Origin of the sequence: Paraburkholderia sp. BR13439, from assembly GCF_040948805.1 — a bacterium.
In the GTDB taxonomy this organism is placed as follows: Bacteria; Pseudomonadota; Gammaproteobacteria; order Burkholderiales; family Burkholderiaceae; genus Paraburkholderia; species Paraburkholderia youngii.
Genome location: NZ_JBFPKN010000011.1, coordinates 155881 through 171171, shown reverse-complemented (window position 1 = coordinate 171171; position 15291 = coordinate 155881). Strand labels below are relative to the sequence as shown.

The window sequence follows — 15291 nt, the reverse complement described above, 5'->3', positions numbered from 1 at the left end:
TATTGTTAAACACGAACCGGATCGTAACCGATTCTCGGGACCAAGGAGCCGTCATGTCGGATGAGGTCGTCGTCACCGCAGCCGTTCGCACCGCTATTGGAGATTTCGGTGGCGCGCTGTCGAGCGTTCCGCCAACGACGCTCGGCGCAACCGTCGTTCGCGCGCTGCTCGAGCGTACGAATCTGCCGGGTGAAGATGTGGGTCATGTGGTGTTCGGCAACGTGATCCATACCGAGCCTCGCGACATGTATCTCGCGCGCGTCGCCGCGATGGAAGGCGGCGTCAGCGCCGAAGCACCGGCGCTGACGCTCAACAGGCTGTGCGGTTCCGGCCTCCAGGCAATCATCTCCGCCGCCCAGTCCATCGCGCACGGCGACACCGAAATTGCGATCGGCGCAGGTGCGGAAAGCATGTCGCGCGCAGCCTACGTGGCGACCGGCGCGCGTTGGGGTTCGCGCATGGGCGACATCCGTCTGATCGACATGATGGTCGGCGCGTTGACTGATCCGTTCAGCGCTTGCCATATGGGCGTAACCGCAGAGAACGTCGCGAAGAAATACGGCATCACGCGCGACGACCAGGACTCGCTCGCCGTCGAATCGCACCGGCGCGCTCTGCAAGCCATTCACGACGGCAACTTCCGCGAGCAGATCGTGCCGGTAGCCTTGCGTACGAAAAAAGGCGAGATCGCTTTCGATACCGACGAGCATGTGCGGTCGGGCACGACCCGCGCCGATCTCGCCAAATTGCGCCCGGCTTTCCAGAAGGACGGTACGGTCACGCCCGGCAATGCGTCCGGTCTTAATGACGGCGCCGCAGCTGTCCTACTGATGGCCGGCCGCACCGCGCAACAACGTGGCCTTCGTCCTCTTGCGCGACTGGTCTCCTGGGCTCACGCGGGCGTCGACCCGCAATTCATGGGCATTGGTCCGGTGCCTGCAACACGGAAGGCGCTACAGCGCGCGGGTTTGACCGTCGCCGATCTCGATGTGATCGAAGCGAACGAGGCTTTCGCCGCGCAAGCTTGCGCGGTGGCGAAGGAACTGGAATTCGACAGCGCCAAGGTCAACCCGAACGGGTCGGGTATTTCGCTCGGTCATCCGATTGGCGCGACCGGCGCCGTCATTGCGGTCAAAGCCATTCACGAGTTGCATCGTTGCGGCGGCCGCTATGCGCTCGTGACGATGTGCATCGGCGGGGGTCAAGGCATCGCGGCCATCTTCGAGCGCATTTAAGGCTTTCCGCCGCGTTATCCGTTCAACCAGAGGGAGAGACGTGGTACGTCCCGAACAACTGCTTCACGCACAACGACAGCCGGTGGCGCCACGCCCCGCTGCGACGATGCTCCTGGTCCGCGACGCGCTGTACGAAGGTTCGCCAACCATCGAAGTGCTGATGACACGACGGTCGGCGCAGGCGAGCTTCGCGCCGGGCGCGTTCGTCTTTCCCGGCGGAGCGATCGACTGCTCCGATACACGAATCGCCGGCAGCGCACGACGGCGCGCCACGCAAGACGATACGCAGGCGGTTCAGGCCGTGGCTGCCATTCGGGAAACATTCGAAGAACTCGGCGTGCTGCTGGCATGGCGACACGACGGTGTGCTCGTCGACGACCACGATATTGCGAAGCTCGAGCGGGCAACAGCGATCGAGGACCATTGCTCGCAGCATGGGCTCACGCTCGCTGCGGATTGCGTTTATCCGTTTGCTCATTGGATCACCGACCGTGATCTGCCGCGGCGCTTTGACGTCCAGTTTTTCGTGGCGCGCATGCCGGTCGATCAAACCGCGGTCGCGGACGGCGCCGAGCAGTTCGAACCCTTGTGGGTCCGTCCCGACGAGGCGCTGGCACGCCATGCCGCTGGCGACTTCGCGATGATCTTCCCAACGGTGCGCACGCTCGAGCGCCTTCGCTCGTTCGACTCGGTTGATGCACTGCTCGCCGCGTGTAGGGCGGAAAAGTCACTCTGGAGCAGTTGTCCGCGTGGTGGGATGAAAGCAGGCAGTGTCATGCGGTGCATGGAAGGCGATACCCCATACGGCGAACTGCGCCTCGTGTGCCCCGATGGCCAGGTGCTCCACTGTCTCGATTGGCGATCCACAGAAGCGATCCCACTCCTGCGAAACGTGATGCGATTGACCGCGACGAACGGCGGGTTGATGACCGGTTCAGGCACGAATAGCTACATCGTCGGCACGGCGACGACTGGCTTCATCGTCGTCGATCCGGGACCAGGCGACCTCGCGCACCTTCAACGCATCTTCTCTGCAACGGGCGGCGACATTCGCATGATCGTCTGCACGCACTCCCACGTGGACCATGCGCCCGGAGCGAGGCCGCTGCAGTCCATGTGCCCGCACGAGCCACCCATCCTCGGCGTGCCGTCCGGACCTGCCGCCAAGGCAAGCAATCACTTCGTCCCCAACCGTGAATTGCTCGACGGCGAGGTGCTCACGCTTGAGCATGACGGAGAGACACATCGATTGCTCGTGGTCTCGACGCCGGGGCACGCAAGCAACCACGTCTGCCTGGTCCTTCTGGAGGACGGACTGCTATTCAGCGGCGATCACATTCTGAATGGCAGCACGACCATCATCGATCCTCCGGACGGCAATATGACGGCGTACCTTGCGTCACTAGACCGACTCGACGCGATCTGTACCGAACGTGAGATCGAATTTATTCTCCCCGCACACGGGTACGTGCTCGACCGTGCGCGTGACCAGATCACGCGCCTCAAGGCACACCGGATCGCCCGTGAAGCAAAGATCGCCGACGCGGTCAAGGCGCTGCCGAGCGGTTCGATCGACGATTGGCTGCGGCTTGCTTACACCGATGTTCCCGAAAGACTGTGGCCAGCCGCTTCCCGGTCGCTGCTGGCTCATCTCGAACGGCTCGACGAACACCGTCATCTGATCTCGCACGCCTGCTTGCACTCGTAATGCCCGTATCGGCTGTCCACGCCCGTGGAATCCCAAGCGCGGACAGCCGCATTCGATTGCCGTCTTCTTTCGACTTCAGCTCTCTGCTACGAGCGCGGTCAGCCGGTCATGAATGAGTGCGCGCGCCTCAGCCACCATCCGATTCACGAGTTCCGCACAGGTGGGAATATCTTCGATAAGCCCGATTGCCAGACCGGCCGGGAACGTTCCATCTTCCGTATCGCCCGTCTCGTACATACGCTTGCCGCGCTCCCCGCTGACGAGCGGCTTGAGATCCGCAAACGTCGCACCCTCTTTATGCTCCAGTTCCAGCACTCGCTCCGCTACCGAATTCCTGAAGATACGCGACGTGTTCTTCAGCGTGCGGAAGATCAATGCCGTATTGCGCTCATCATGCTCTACTAGCTTGCGCTTGACGTTCTCGTGAATCGGCGCCTCCCGCGTTGCCATGAAACGCGTTCCCATGTTGATCCCATCCGCGCCGAGCGCGAGTGCGGCGACCATGCCGCGCGCATCGGCGATGCCACCCGAGGCAATCATCGGGATGCGCAGCTTCGCGGCCGCGGCCGGCAACAGGACCAGATTCGGCACGTCGTCCTCACCGGGATGGCCGGCGCATTCGAATCCGTCCACGCTCACGGCGTCGCACCCCAACGCCTCGGCTTTCAGCGCGTGACGCACCGACGTGCACTTGTGGATCACCTTGATCCCCGCAGCCTTGAATGACGGCATATATGACTCGGGATTGCGTCCCGCCGTTTCGACGATCTGCACACCGCTCTCCACGACCGCTTGCACGTACTCGTCGTACGGCACCGGCTTGATCGTCGGCAGGATTGTCAGGTTCACGGCGAATGGCTGATCCGTCATCGAGCGAACGCGAGCTATCTCGTTGCGCAATGCCTCCGGTGTGGGCTGAGTGAGAGCGGTGATGGTTCCGAGCGCACCGGCGTTCGAGACAGCAGCGGCCAATTCCGCGCGGCCCACCCACATCATGCCCCCTTGAACAATCGGGTATCGAATCCCAAGCAACTCTGTAATGCGCGTTTTCATCTGCTGATTCCTGTGTAAGTGGATCCTGATTCGTCAACGTGCAGCGGTCGAGCGTCGCGTGTGAAATGCGTCACTCGTTTATATTTACGAACATCGTGCAATTATATACACTTCTCCATTGCCGATGCTCATGTGCTGCACTCGCGGACACGCACGTGATTGCACGAGGCATGAACGATCAGGAGAATTGATGAACAAGCGAGACAACGAGATTAGCGCTGAGGAAGCGTCGGTTCTCCCGACCCTGGATCAAGCGGAAGAAGCCGTGCGTACGCTCATCCGATGGGCAGGCGACAACCCCGAAAGGGAAGGGCTCATTCAAACACCCGCACGCGTCGCGCGCGCATACCGCGAGTTCTTCTCGGGCTACGAATCCGATCCAATGCAGATCCTGGCAACCACGTTTTCCGAGGTGGATGGCTATGACGAGATGGTGGTGCTAAAGGACATTCGCTTCGAAAGCTACTGCGAACATCATATGGTGCCCATCATCGGACGCGCGCACGTTGCCTACTTGCCCGAGCATCGCGTGGTCGGCATTTCCAAACTCGCGCGCCTCGTCGATGTCTATGCCAAGCGTCTGCAGATTCAGGAGAAGATGACCGTTCAGATCGCCGACGCGTTGAACACCGTGCTGCAACCCAAGGGGGTCGCCGTCATTCTCGAAGCCGCACATCAGTGCATGAGCACGCGGGGCGTGCATAAGCCGGGCGCGTCGCTGGTGACGAGTCGAATGCTGGGCGCATTCCGCGACGATCCTTCCACGCGCCGCGAGTTTCTCTCGATTGTCGGTCACGGCGCGAATACTCCATTACCCAATAGCTAAAAAAGCCAACGTCGGCTTCCAGCCGACGTTGGCTTTTTGGGCAAATCGATTCGCGTATCCGCGGCAAGTGTCGTTACAGGCTTGCGTACGGTTTCAAACCTCGGCGGGTTGACGCGTCGTTAGAGGCCGTTCATAAGAAACGTCTTCACGATTTCTTGAACTAACGCCGTTGCTCATCAGGATTTCACGCCATGCCGCAGGTACTTCTGCAGGCGTGAGTTCGTTGATAGCTTCAGAGATGCAGACACGAGCCGCGATCGCCCACACACCATCACGCTTCTCGAAGCGGTCGATATAGCGCCCCACCGCCAGCGTGTCCGGCTTGACGCGATTTTCTCCGAAGAAAAGCCAGTACGTTTCCGCGTGCGCCTCATTGCCCTGCAATTCGACGCTGTGATTGAACACCATATGGTGGTGCGACAGCTGATGCTCGGTATGGTATCCAAAAGCCCAGTCGACGAATTCCTCTGCATTTCCAACGAATGCGCCGTGATCGTCGATGGCGCCCGAATGGTATGCCGACAGCGTCAACTCACGGTCCATGCGGTCGACCCCGCGACAATATCGGTGCACGCATTCGAGTATGTCCTGCTTGTCCAACAGCGCTTCCACGCGTGCGTTCAACTCGTCATTCATCGTTTTTACCGTTAGATGGTCATGGCGACAAAAAAGACGACCGCGCCAATAACGGCGCCAACGAAGCAATAGCCTTCGCCTGTCGACAAATCAGTTTCCTGCGCTCGCGCACGGCTCGCGATCGCACATCCGATGATGCCCGCAAGTGCCGTCAAACCAAGCACGGCAAACGTCATCACGACGCCGAACAGCGCGGACCGACCCAGTTCTTCCATGTGCAGGTCACGTTGCAGCAGCCAGACCGCTGCTGCCGAAATCGACAGAAGAATGAGCGGCACCCATACTCTGCGCGCTTCTCGTGCGCTCTCGCGAGTCAGCGTTTTCATCGTGTCCGGCCCCCCATGCGCAGTTTGCCGAGAGTACCAGGCGCCATTGCTTCCAGCGCGCGCGTCACCCAATTCGGCTGTCTTGCGCGAGCCGATTCGTTCGACGAGGGAGCGCCGTTTTCAGCGCGCTGACGACGATAGTCGAACGTGTAGTCCGCAAGTGGACCTCGTAAATCGCTGTCGAGAAAGTACATCGCATGTCTCCGATCAGACTTATGCCTGGCGGGCGCTTGCATGGCGCCTCTAGATAGACATCCTAGGTCACGGAAAACTGTTATGCAACAAGTCGTTCAATTAATGGCGTCGGTGTTTTCACTAGCCGTGAAGGGATAGACCGGATCGCATGCGCGAGCGGCCGTTGCACACATGGTCATGTGTGCAACGGGTTCGGCAATGAGACGCGGACGGGCAATCAGGAGACCTGGAAGCCGCCATCGACAGCGAGAAGCTGCCCGGTGACATAGTCCGATGCCGGCGACGCGAAGAACAGCACAGCCCTCGCGATATCGGAGGCGACACCGATGCGGCCCAGCGGCATGCGGCCAGGCTGCGTAATGGGCCCGTGGGCCTGATGAACCTTCGTCGATGCGGCCGCGCCCTCCGTTGCCACGCCGCCGGGCAGCACTGCGTTCACGCGAATTCCATGTGGTGCGAATTCGAGAGCTGCGACCTTCGTGAGGTTGTTGACACCCGCCTTCGATGCGCCGTAGTCGCCGTTGTCGAAAATCACCGGCTGCAGCGAAGCCACCGACGAAATATTGATGATCGAACCGCCGTTTTTGGCACCCTGCATCCGCTTGATCGCTTCGCGCATGCACAGGAAGGTGCCGCGCAGGTTGACGCCGAGCACCTTGTCCCACTTCTCGGCCGACGTCTCGACGAATTGCGTCTTCGGATAGATACCCGCGTTGTTGACGAGAATATCGAGGCGCCCGAGCTTCGCCTGCACGGTTTCGTACATCGCGAGAATCGACGCTTCATTGCCGATGTCGACTTTGACCGCGATAGCCTTGCCTGACGCGCTTTCGATTTGTTTGACCGTCTGCTGCGCCGCTTCCTCGTTCAGATCCGCCGCGACCACCGCCGCGCCGGCCGACGCTAGCAGCAGGGCCGTCTCACGTCCGATGCCCGAACCTGCCCCTGTCACCACCGCTACTTTCTGATCGAGATTGAATAGACTCGCCACATTCGTGCTCACTGCTCCTCCTTTTGGCTCGCGTCGCGAGCAAGTTATTTTATGAACGTCATTCGGAAAAATAAACGCCCCGTTTGAAGGTGTCAAGATAAACGAGGATCCGCATGACGGAAGGAGCAGCTGCTGTGGGTATCACGTAGCAGTCGACGACGCGATTTCACGCATGATGTCGAGCATCGAACGATGATAGGGCTTGTGAGGCCTATCCGCCCACACCAGCGACACTTCGGTTTCGCCCGAAGCTGGAACATCCTCGATGTCGATGTAGGCGACACCCTCCACGGGCAAGTAACGCGCCGAGTCCAGCATCAGGCCGACACCCAGTTCGTGAGCCACGAGATTGAGCATCGTATAAGGATGGCGCGCTTGCTGGGTTACGCGCGGCGACAGCCCCGCCTCGCGGCGCGCGGCCTCGAACGCGGCGAAGAGCGGCTGCGACATCTGCTGAGGGAACATGATGAGCGGATATCGCGCGAGATCCGCAATGCGAATCGAACGCTGCGTCGCCACCGGCCACTTCGCCGGAACCGCGGCGACCACACGCAGACGCTCGATAACCACGCTTTCCAAACCCGAGACGTCCGCGGCGCTGGTGACCACCACGCCCAGGTCAATGCTGCCGTTTTTCACGCTGGCGACGGTCAAAGCACTGCCGCGCTCGATCAACCGGACGTCGACACCGGGCCATTGCTTGCGGAGCCCCTGAATGGCTAGCGGCATGATTCGAACCGCGCACATCGGCACGAACGCAACGCTCAAACTCGCCAGTTCGTCGGCGGCTTGCCGCACGCGCCGCTCGGCCAGCTCGGCTTGCGCGATCAGTGGCTTCGCTTCCGCGAGCAACGCGGCTCCGGCGGGCGTGAGCGAAACGCCTCGCGGTGTGCGTTCGAGCAGTTTGATACCAAGCTGCTCCTCCAGCCGCATGATCGACTGGCTGAGCGGCGGCTGCGCCATGCCCAGTCGCGCAGCCGCACGGCCAAAGTGCTGGGTCTCCGCAACCGCAACGAAATGTCTGAGATGCCGCAATTCCATGAGCTGATATGACTTTGATATCGGGTGCCGCCAGCATATCGCCTTTGTCCCGTTGCGGGGCACTGCGGACGAACCCTGGTCACATCGTTGAACGCGGCTTGGTGAACGCGGGCCCCACGACATATCGGGTGCTCCCCAGCTTGACGTCAAGCATCGATCCACATACATTTTCGAATGTCGTTCCACAATACGAATAATAATCAAAGGCGGCTCAGGTGAGCTTGGACAGATATGGGGCAACAGGACAATACGAATCGCGATTACGAGCTACAGGACCATGAGCTGATGGTCTGCTGCGTAGGCGTGCAATCTCAGGTGGTCTATACGAACCCGGTTTATCAACGCGTCACGGGCTTTTCGCTGCAGGAACTCCAGGCTACGCAGGGAGCGGACCGCATACGCGACGTTCCCCAACCGGTACTGGCCGACCTCGGAGCGGCTGTTAGGCAGGGCAAGCCCTGGAGCGGACTGATCAAGCTCGCTTGCAAGCGTGGCACCCTCGTGTGGTGCCGTTTGAACATGGCGCCACTCGTTTCGCATGGACGATACATCGGCTCCCTGATGGTTCTCAGCAAGCCGGTTCATGGTGAGATCGAGCAGACCGAAGCACTGTACCGACGTTTTCGCTCTGACCATGACGGAAAGCTCGGATGGGAGCAAGGGCGCATCGTGCGACGCGGCATCGTTGGCAAGGCCGCCGGCCGGATTCGCTCGGTTGGTCTGAAGCGCTACATCTGGGGTGTCCTCGGCGTGCTCACCCTGGTGGACATACTCGGACTGGCGAGTTGCGCTGACGGTCTTTCCTCGTTCTCGTTCTGGAGCGAACTCGCCGCGCTGATTCTGGAGACCTCCGCGGCGGGGGTGTTCCTGTGTCACGTCATCGCCGCCCCGTTGCAGGAAGCCGCGCGAACTGCGATGAAGATTGCCGCGGGCGATCTGAGCGCCACGTGCCACAGCGTTCGAAGCGATGAAATCGGTGACGTGCTCCGAACGCTGAATCAGGTCAGTATCAACATGCGTGCCACCGTGCTCGACGTCCGTAATGGCGTAAAGACCATGCAACAGGCAACGAACGATATTGCCGCGGGCACGTTCGAGCTTTCCGGACGAACGGAAACGCAGGCCAGCAGTCTCGAAGAGACGGCTGCTTCGATGGAGCAGATCAACTCGACGGTGGGTCACAATGCCGACGCAGCCAGACAGGCGAGTAGTCTGGCCGCCCGCGCGAGCCAGGCGGCCGAAGATGGGGGACGAGTAGTAGATCAGGTTATCTCGACGATGGAGAAAATCACGCAGTCGAGCAGCAAGATTTCGGACATCATCTCCGTCATCGATGCCATTGCCTTCCAGACCAACATTCTGGCCCTGAACGCCGCGGTCGAAGCCGCGAGAGCCGGCGAAGACGGACGTGGGTTCGCCGTGGTAGCGGGCGAGGTCCGGAATCTCGCTCAACGCAGCGCGCAGGCCGCAAAGGAAATCAAGGCGTTGATCACGCAAAGCGTCGAAACGGTCGAAGGAGGATCGAAGCTCGTCGATTCAGCAGGCAAGACGATTGCCGACATCGTCGCACAAGTTCGTGGCGTAACCAATCTGGTCAGCCAGATCGCGGAGGCATCGCGAGAGCAGTCGGCCGGAGTCAGTCAGGTCAGCGTTGCGGTAGAACAGTTGGACCGCATGACGCAGGTGAACTCAACGCTCGTTCAGCAGCACACGGCCGCAGCCGATAGTATGAAGCAGCAGACCCAGCGACTCGCCGAAATGCTGTGCGTTTTCACGCTTTCCCGCGACGAACGAAACGCGCTGCTGAGCGGAACTGCCGCGTAAAGCCGTAATGGTAGATGTCTGGACGATGTCTCCAGCGTCCCGGCTATTCGATAACACCGTCCTGATCTCCGACGTCATAGCTACAACCGCAGTCCAGCAATCCGCTGCATAATGACCGCCGTGTACTAGCACAACTTTGGAAATGCTCATTCGCGCGCTCCAGATCAGGCAAATCGTCGCAGAGGTCAACCCGCGATAATCATTTCCACCGCCTTCTCGGCCACGGCGATCGTCGCGGCGTTCGTGTTGCCCGAAATGATGTTCGGCATGACGGAAGCGTCGACCACGCGTAGCCGCTCGACACCGCGAACACGCAACCGGGTGTCGACTACGGCCATGTCGTCGGCTCCCATCCGGCAGCTGCCTACAGGGTGGTAGCCGATGCCCACGCGTTGGCGCACGTACGTTTCCCACGCACTATCGCTTTCAGGCAACGACGCAGGTTCATGATCGCCAATCACGTGTCTCGCCAGCGGGGTTGCGGCGAACACCTCGCTCACAAGACGGCTGCCCTTGATGGTCAACGCAAGATCGCGTGAATCACCAAGCAACGCATGCTCGATGACCGGCTTCGAGTACGGATCGAGATCCTTCAGGCGGATCCGCCCGCGGCCGTGGGGTCTCAGCACCTGCGAGCCGATCGTCACGCCTGCCTGCTTCGCGAGCGCGGGATGTCCGCCGACGAAACCTATCGCCAGCGGCAGGAAGCTCATCGCAATGTCCGGCTCGGTCAATTCGGGTGCGCTGCGCGCGTAGGCCATCGCGTGGACGGCTATCGAGGTCAGAATCCCTCTCTTTACCGTTGCATACTTCAGCAGATGTCCCGCGAGACGCAGGGGGCCCACCATTGTGTTGTACGTCGGCACGTCGGTCAGTCGGCTCTGTGAAACCCCGCAATGTTCCTGCACATTACGGCCGACGCCGGGCAGATCGGCGACGATTTCAACACCCATCGCGGATAGATCCGCACCAGCGCCGATGCCGGATCGCAGCAACACGCCGGGCGAAGCGATCGTTCCCGCACTCAGCACAACTTCGCGGCGAGCGGTAAATGTGCGCCTCTCGCCTGCGACAATCACCTTCACGCCAATTGCCCTCCGTTCTTGGAAGAGCACATGGTCTACGACCGCGCCAGTCGTGACAGTGAGATTGGGCCGATGTAGCGCAGGTTCGAGGTAGGCCTTGCGAGCGCTGCAGCGTTTGCCCTTCCGGGTCGTGCCATAGACAATGAATGATCCATGCACGTCGCCTGCGCAATACTCGGCACGCGCTGGCATGCCGCAATGCCCCGCAGCCTCGAGAAAGGTGTGAGCCAATGGATGCAGTACGCGCGGCGGCGAGACGCTCAGCGGACCATCAGAGCCATGCGCCGGGGACGCGGGACCGGTGAAATTCTCGGACTTGCGGAAATACGGAAGCAGATCGTCGAATCCCCAGCCCGGGCACCCGCTGTCCCGCCACGCGTCGTAATCTCCACGCTGGCCACGGATATAAACCATCCCATTGATGCTGCTGCTTCCACCTAGCGCCTTTCCCGCTGCCCATGTCGTCACGCGCGCACCGGCGGAGGGATCGGGCGCGGTCGGATAAATCCAGTCCGCCTTGGGATTGCCCATCAGCGCGAAACTGCCGGCTGGCATGTCGAAGAGAAATCCCTTTCCCTCACTTCCTGCCTCCAGCAGCAACACGCGTGTCGAAGGATTTTCGCTCAATCTCGCCGCAATGACGCACCCAGCCGAACCGCCGCCGATCACGATATAGTCGAAAACGCTTTCGCTCATCGCTTGCCTTCTCTGCGCGCAACGAAGACGTTCTTGAGCTGCAGATACTCCTCCATACCGGCCCAGCCACCCACCCTGCCGAAGCCGCTTTGACGGTATCCGCCGAACGGCGCACCCGGTGCCATCGAGGCGAAGCCATTGATGTTCACGTAGCCCGCGTCGAGGCGCTCGGCGAATGCGTGCGCCCGATCGAGATCATTGGTGTGCAGATAAGCACCGAGCCCGTAACGCGTACCGTTGGCGATCGCCAGCGCTTCCGCGTCATCGGCAAACGGAGTGATCGACAACACGGGACCGAACACCTCGTTCTGTTCCAGCGCACTTCCGGGCTGCACATCGGCAAACACGGTCGGCTGGATGAAGAAGCCGTCGGCCAGTTCGCCGCCCAATCGCTCGCCGCCCGCAACCAGCTTCGCGTCGCGTCGCGCTTGCGCGATGATGCCGAGGATACGATCGCAAGCCGACTGGCATATCACCGGTCCAGCGACCGTGCCGGAATCGAAGGGATCGCCCACCTTCATGCTGGCAGCCACCGCCGCGACGCGCGACACCATTTCGTCGTAGCGGGATCGGTGCACGAGCAAACGGGTCGGGTTCACGCAACCCTGCCCGCTCAGCCCCAATGCGCCATACACCGCCTGGATCGCTGCGGCGTCGAGATCGGCGTCTTCGAAGACGAGATTGGCGGACTTGCCGCCCAGTTCCAACGCGACCGGCTTCAGACATGCCGCCGCTGTCGCCATCACACGCCGCGCGACGCCTTCGCCGCCCGTGAACGTGACCTTGGCGATATCGGGGTGAGCCACGAGCGCCTCGCCAGCCTCGGCCTCGCCGGGCACCACATTGAACAGGCCCGCTGGCAAGCCGGCCTGATGAGCGAGTTCAGCGATTCGCAGGGCGACGAAAGGCGCAAGCGCTGGCGGCTTCAGAACGACGCCATTGCCGGCCGCGATTGCAGGCAGCGCCATCATGCAGGTCGCCATCAGCGGACCGTTCCAGGGAATGATGACGCCCACCACACCATAAGGCTCTCGCCGGGTGTAATTGAAGCCTGGCGCCGGATAAGACTCGCCATACGAACCCTCGATCTTGTCGATCCAGCCCATGTAGTGATCGACCCAGCCCAGCGCCATGTCCATCAGCGGCAGTCCCACCGGAATGCCGGACTCCCGGGCACCGAGAAATGCCAACTGCTGCTGGTTCGCTTCGAGCAGCTCGCCGAGGCGCCTGAAGCATCGTGTCCTCGCGCGCGGCCCCATCTCCATCCATACACGTTGGGCCGCCTTGGCCGCCCTGACGGCGTGGTCGATGTCGCTCGCGCTAGCCAGGCGCACAACGGCCTGAGGACGACCCGTCGAAGGGTTGACGTGCTCGATGGCGTCGCCATCACCTTCGACAAATGCGCCGCCGATAAAGAGTCGGCCGGGGACGTCGAGCGGGTGTTGGTGCGAGGGGGAAAGTGACATGTGCTGTTCCATTGAGCGTTTGACTTCTGGAGGCAGAAGACGCGTGCAGGAACAGACGCCAGGCGCGTCGTCGCGGTCGGTCGTGTCGTCTCCTGAACGTTCTCCTGGCCGGCTGGCGCGCCACGCGAGCCGGCTCTGATAAATTCGATTCTAGCGACGGCTCATGCTTTACACTGCTTACCGACCGGAACATCTAGAGTTACTTTTTTTCATGAATTGACGATGCCCGAAATCAGAAACCTGGAGCCTTTCGTTCAGGCCGTCCGTTGCGGCAGCTTCATCGCAGCGGCCACCCGGCTCCAGGTCACACCGCCTGCCGTCAGCAAGAGCATTGCCGCTCTGGAGCGTGAACTGGGCGTGCGCCTCTTCAACCGGACCACTCGCAAGCTCAGTCTGACGAGCGAAGGGCGGCAGTTCTTTCAACGCGTGGCGCCGTTGTTGAGTCAACTCGATGAAGCCGTCGCGGATGTGCGGCGCAGCCCTGAGCATCCGGAGGGGGTGATCAAGGTTTCGGTGACGCCCACGTTCGGAAGGCATTGCCTCACTCCGGTGATCGCGGAGTTTCTGCAACGCTACCCGCTCGTCGAAATCGACATCAGCTATGACGAGGTTGCGCCAAGTCTGGTCAATGACGGTGTCGACGTGAGCATTCAGCATGCGCGCGGACGAGGAACCAACCATGTCTCCCGTCCGCTGTGTGACTACCCAATCGTATTGGTCGCGAGTCGGGACTACCTCGAACGCAAGGGGGTGCCGCAATCGCCGGATCAACTGGCCGAACATGACTTCATCGGCATCCGGATGCCTTTTGGGCTTGCGGCGCTTCATCTCGAACGCTTGCCCGGCGGTACGCGAAAACGAGCCAATCGCGGGGAAAAGGCGTTCATCCATCATCCCCGCGGCCGTCTCACCGTCGCGGGTCAGCCGGATACCAGCCTGATCGCCGCTCTCAGCGGCGCCGGCATCACGCCGTCCTCGGTGCCTGTGGTGCTGCCGTATCTGCACTCCGGAGCGCTCAAGATCGTGCTTCCCGACTACACGGTGCGCGGAGACGAGGCGGAGGGTGCGGGACCACGCATTTACGTGCACTATCCCCACCGCCAGTATCTGCCCGCGAAAGTCAGGGTTTTCGTGGATTACCTGCTCGCACGTTTTCGGACAACCGATTTCGGCAAAGCGGAACTCGACAAATATTCGGCCTGAGCGCCGGCTGCCTTCATTCGCGGTCGGTGCCACGTCGCCGATACGCGGAAGGACTCGTCGAAACGTGCTTGTGAAAGATATTGCGAAATGCGCGCACGTCCGAATAGCCCACCATGACGGCGATCTGCTCGATGGAGATCTGCGTGTTGCGCAGCATCCTCTTGGCAGACTCGATGCGCAGTGAACTCGCATAGGCACGCGGCGTCACGCCCAAGCTACGTGTGAAGCGACGCAGCAACGTGGCATGACTGACGGCGAGGACGTCCGCCAGCTCGCTGATCTTGAAGTCCTGAGCGAAACGCTGCGCGAGCCAGAATTGCGCGCTGCTCACGAGCGGATCGTCGCTCGTCAGGCGGCCTTCCTCGCGCTCGCCGTCGGTGCCGGTCGTCGATGCGAGCCATTGAGCGGTGTGCGGCGATATCGCACGATCGACCAGACGGGCCACGAGTTGCCACTCGCTTGCCGGCACGCTGCAAGTGTGCACGCCGTCATGCTCGGCGATCGTGGAACCCGGGTCCACGCGCACCTTTGGAAAGCGCGAGCGGAACAGGCTTCTGAGCACTCGCGGGACCGCTGCCGGGCCACCGTCGAGCAAGCCCGCCTGCGCGAGCAGCGCCCCTGCCGTGCCGCTCGCTGCCAATACTGCTCCCCGCGCACGCTGCCAGCGCAACCAGTCCGTCACGGGCTCCGCGTGGTCGAGGAGCGTAACGAGTGCCTCTTCACTGGCGACCGCAAAAGCGGGGACATAAACGATGCGGTACTCGGTATCGCCGAGCAGGTTCCCGTCACTCTCCATCTTTCGCCCGCCGGCGAACTCCAGACCGTTTCCGTTGGCGCCGAGAAGACGCACCTGCGTCTTCATCGTGTGCCGGTAGGGAGGAGCGAACTGCCCGAATATGTGTCGTGCGATCAGCGCGAATCCGTCTACGAGCGCGCCGACGCTCGATAGATAGCTGCCCGGCAGCACGAGCGCGGCAACGTCTTTTACCGGTTCAGTCGGAGCGGC

General features: G+C 61.4%; 13 protein-coding genes. 5 read left to right on the top strand and 8 right to left on the bottom strand.

The window, feature by feature from the left end:
• Positions 1–53: 53 nt before the first annotated feature.
• The gene (bktB, locus tag AB3X96_RS22375; protein ID WP_368591429.1) at positions 54–1235 is read left to right on the top strand and encodes a beta-ketothiolase BktB; all 1182 of its coding nucleotides are present in this window, start codon (positions 54–56) and stop codon (positions 1233–1235) included.
• 40 nt (positions 1236–1275) lie between these two features.
• The gene (locus AB3X96_RS22370; protein ID WP_368591428.1) at positions 1276–2943 is read left to right on the top strand and encodes an MBL fold metallo-hydrolase; all 1668 of its coding nucleotides are present in this window, start codon (positions 1276–1278) and stop codon (positions 2941–2943) included.
• 75 nt (positions 2944–3018) lie between these two features.
• On the opposite strand, the gene AB3X96_RS22365 is transcribed toward AB3X96_RS22370, so the two are convergent.
• Positions 3019–3996 (bottom strand): NAD(P)H-dependent flavin oxidoreductase, encoded by a 978-nt coding sequence (locus AB3X96_RS22365; RefSeq protein WP_368591427.1) that lies wholly within the window; start codon positions 3994–3996, stop codon positions 3019–3021.
• 190 nt (positions 3997–4186) lie between these two features.
• Here AB3X96_RS22365 and folE point away from each other — a divergent pair, with 190 nt between their 5' ends.
• Positions 4187–4822: a GTP cyclohydrolase I FolE gene (gene folE / locus AB3X96_RS22360; RefSeq protein WP_176111401.1), complete on the top strand. Its 636-nt coding sequence runs from the start codon at positions 4187–4189 to the stop codon at positions 4820–4822.
• Between the two features lie 93 nt (positions 4823–4915).
• On the opposite strand, the gene AB3X96_RS22355 is transcribed toward folE, so the two are convergent.
• The 4 genes from AB3X96_RS22355 to AB3X96_RS22340 all read right to left on the bottom strand — a co-directional run bounded on the left by AB3X96_RS22355 (position 4916) and on the right by AB3X96_RS22340 (position 8011).
• A complete protein-coding gene (locus AB3X96_RS22355) occupies positions 4916–5458 on the bottom strand; it encodes a nuclear transport factor 2 family protein (protein WP_368591426.1) in 543 nt (180 codons plus the stop codon).
• Positions 5459–5469: 11 nt separating this feature from the next.
• Positions 5470–5856 (bottom strand): hypothetical protein, encoded by a 387-nt coding sequence (locus AB3X96_RS22350; RefSeq protein ID WP_368591425.1) that lies wholly within the window; start codon positions 5854–5856, stop codon positions 5470–5472.
• Positions 5857–6196: 340 nt separating this feature from the next.
• Complete coding sequence (locus tag AB3X96_RS22345; protein WP_018436029.1) at positions 6197–6982, bottom strand: SDR family NAD(P)-dependent oxidoreductase; 786 nt, start codon at positions 6980–6982, stop codon at positions 6197–6199.
• A gap of 129 nt (positions 6983–7111) precedes the next feature.
• On the bottom strand, positions 7112–8011 hold the full coding sequence (locus tag AB3X96_RS22340) for a LysR family transcriptional regulator (RefSeq protein WP_176111404.1): 900 nt from the start codon (positions 8009–8011) through the stop codon (positions 7112–7114).
• A gap of 231 nt (positions 8012–8242) precedes the next feature.
• Between AB3X96_RS22340 and AB3X96_RS22335 the strand changes: the two genes are divergently transcribed.
• Positions 8243–9835, top strand: a complete 1593-nt coding sequence (locus AB3X96_RS22335) for a methyl-accepting chemotaxis protein (protein WP_368591424.1) — start codon at positions 8243–8245, stop codon at positions 9833–9835.
• Positions 9836–10020: 185 nt separating this feature from the next.
• Here the strand turns inward: AB3X96_RS22335 and AB3X96_RS22330 are convergent, their stop codons facing one another.
• Together AB3X96_RS22330 and AB3X96_RS22325 are read right to left on the bottom strand one after the other, a co-directional pair.
• Positions 10021–11589: a GMC family oxidoreductase gene (locus AB3X96_RS22330; protein ID WP_368591423.1), complete on the bottom strand. Its 1569-nt coding sequence runs from the start codon at positions 11587–11589 to the stop codon at positions 10021–10023.
• Between the two features lie 23 nt (positions 11590–11612).
• On the bottom strand, positions 11613–13082 hold the full coding sequence (locus AB3X96_RS22325; protein WP_368591422.1) for an aldehyde dehydrogenase: 1470 nt from the start codon (positions 13080–13082) through the stop codon (positions 11613–11615).
• 222 nt (positions 13083–13304) lie between these two features.
• Between AB3X96_RS22325 and AB3X96_RS22320 the strand changes: the two genes are divergently transcribed.
• Entirely contained in the window at positions 13305–14285 is a 981-nt protein-coding gene (locus tag AB3X96_RS22320) for a LysR family transcriptional regulator (protein WP_368591421.1), read from the top strand.
• A gap of 13 nt (positions 14286–14298) precedes the next feature.
• Here the strand turns inward: AB3X96_RS22320 and AB3X96_RS22315 are convergent, their stop codons facing one another.
• Positions 14299–15252, bottom strand: a complete 954-nt coding sequence (locus AB3X96_RS22315; RefSeq protein ID WP_368591420.1) for a GlxA family transcriptional regulator — start codon at positions 15250–15252, stop codon at positions 14299–14301.
• Positions 15253–15291 lie beyond the last annotated feature (39 nt).

Excerpts from the sequence above, each read along its gene's own strand:
- bktB (WP_368591429.1), top strand. The coding sequence starts at position 54 with ATGTCGGATGAGGTCGTCGTCACCGCAGCCGTTCGCACCGCTATTGGA.
- AB3X96_RS22365 (WP_368591427.1), bottom strand. The coding sequence starts at position 3,996 with ATGAAAACGCGCATTACAGAGTTGCTTGGGATTCGATACCCGATTGTT.
- folE (WP_176111401.1), top strand. The coding sequence starts at position 4,187 with ATGAACAAGCGAGACAACGAGATTAGCGCTGAGGAAGCGTCGGTTCTC.
- AB3X96_RS22355 (WP_368591426.1), bottom strand. The coding sequence starts at position 5,458 with ATGAATGACGAGTTGAACGCACGCGTGGAAGCGCTGTTGGACAAGCAG.
- AB3X96_RS22340 (WP_176111404.1), bottom strand. The coding sequence starts at position 8,011 with ATGGAATTGCGGCATCTCAGACATTTCGTTGCGGTTGCGGAGACCCAG.
- AB3X96_RS22335 (WP_368591424.1), top strand. The coding sequence starts at position 8,243 with ATGGGGCAACAGGACAATACGAATCGCGATTACGAGCTACAGGACCAT.
- AB3X96_RS22325 (WP_368591422.1), bottom strand. The coding sequence starts at position 13,082 with ATGTCACTTTCCCCCTCGCACCAACACCCGCTCGACGTCCCCGGCCGA.
- AB3X96_RS22320 (WP_368591421.1), top strand. The coding sequence starts at position 13,305 with ATGCCCGAAATCAGAAACCTGGAGCCTTTCGTTCAGGCCGTCCGTTGC.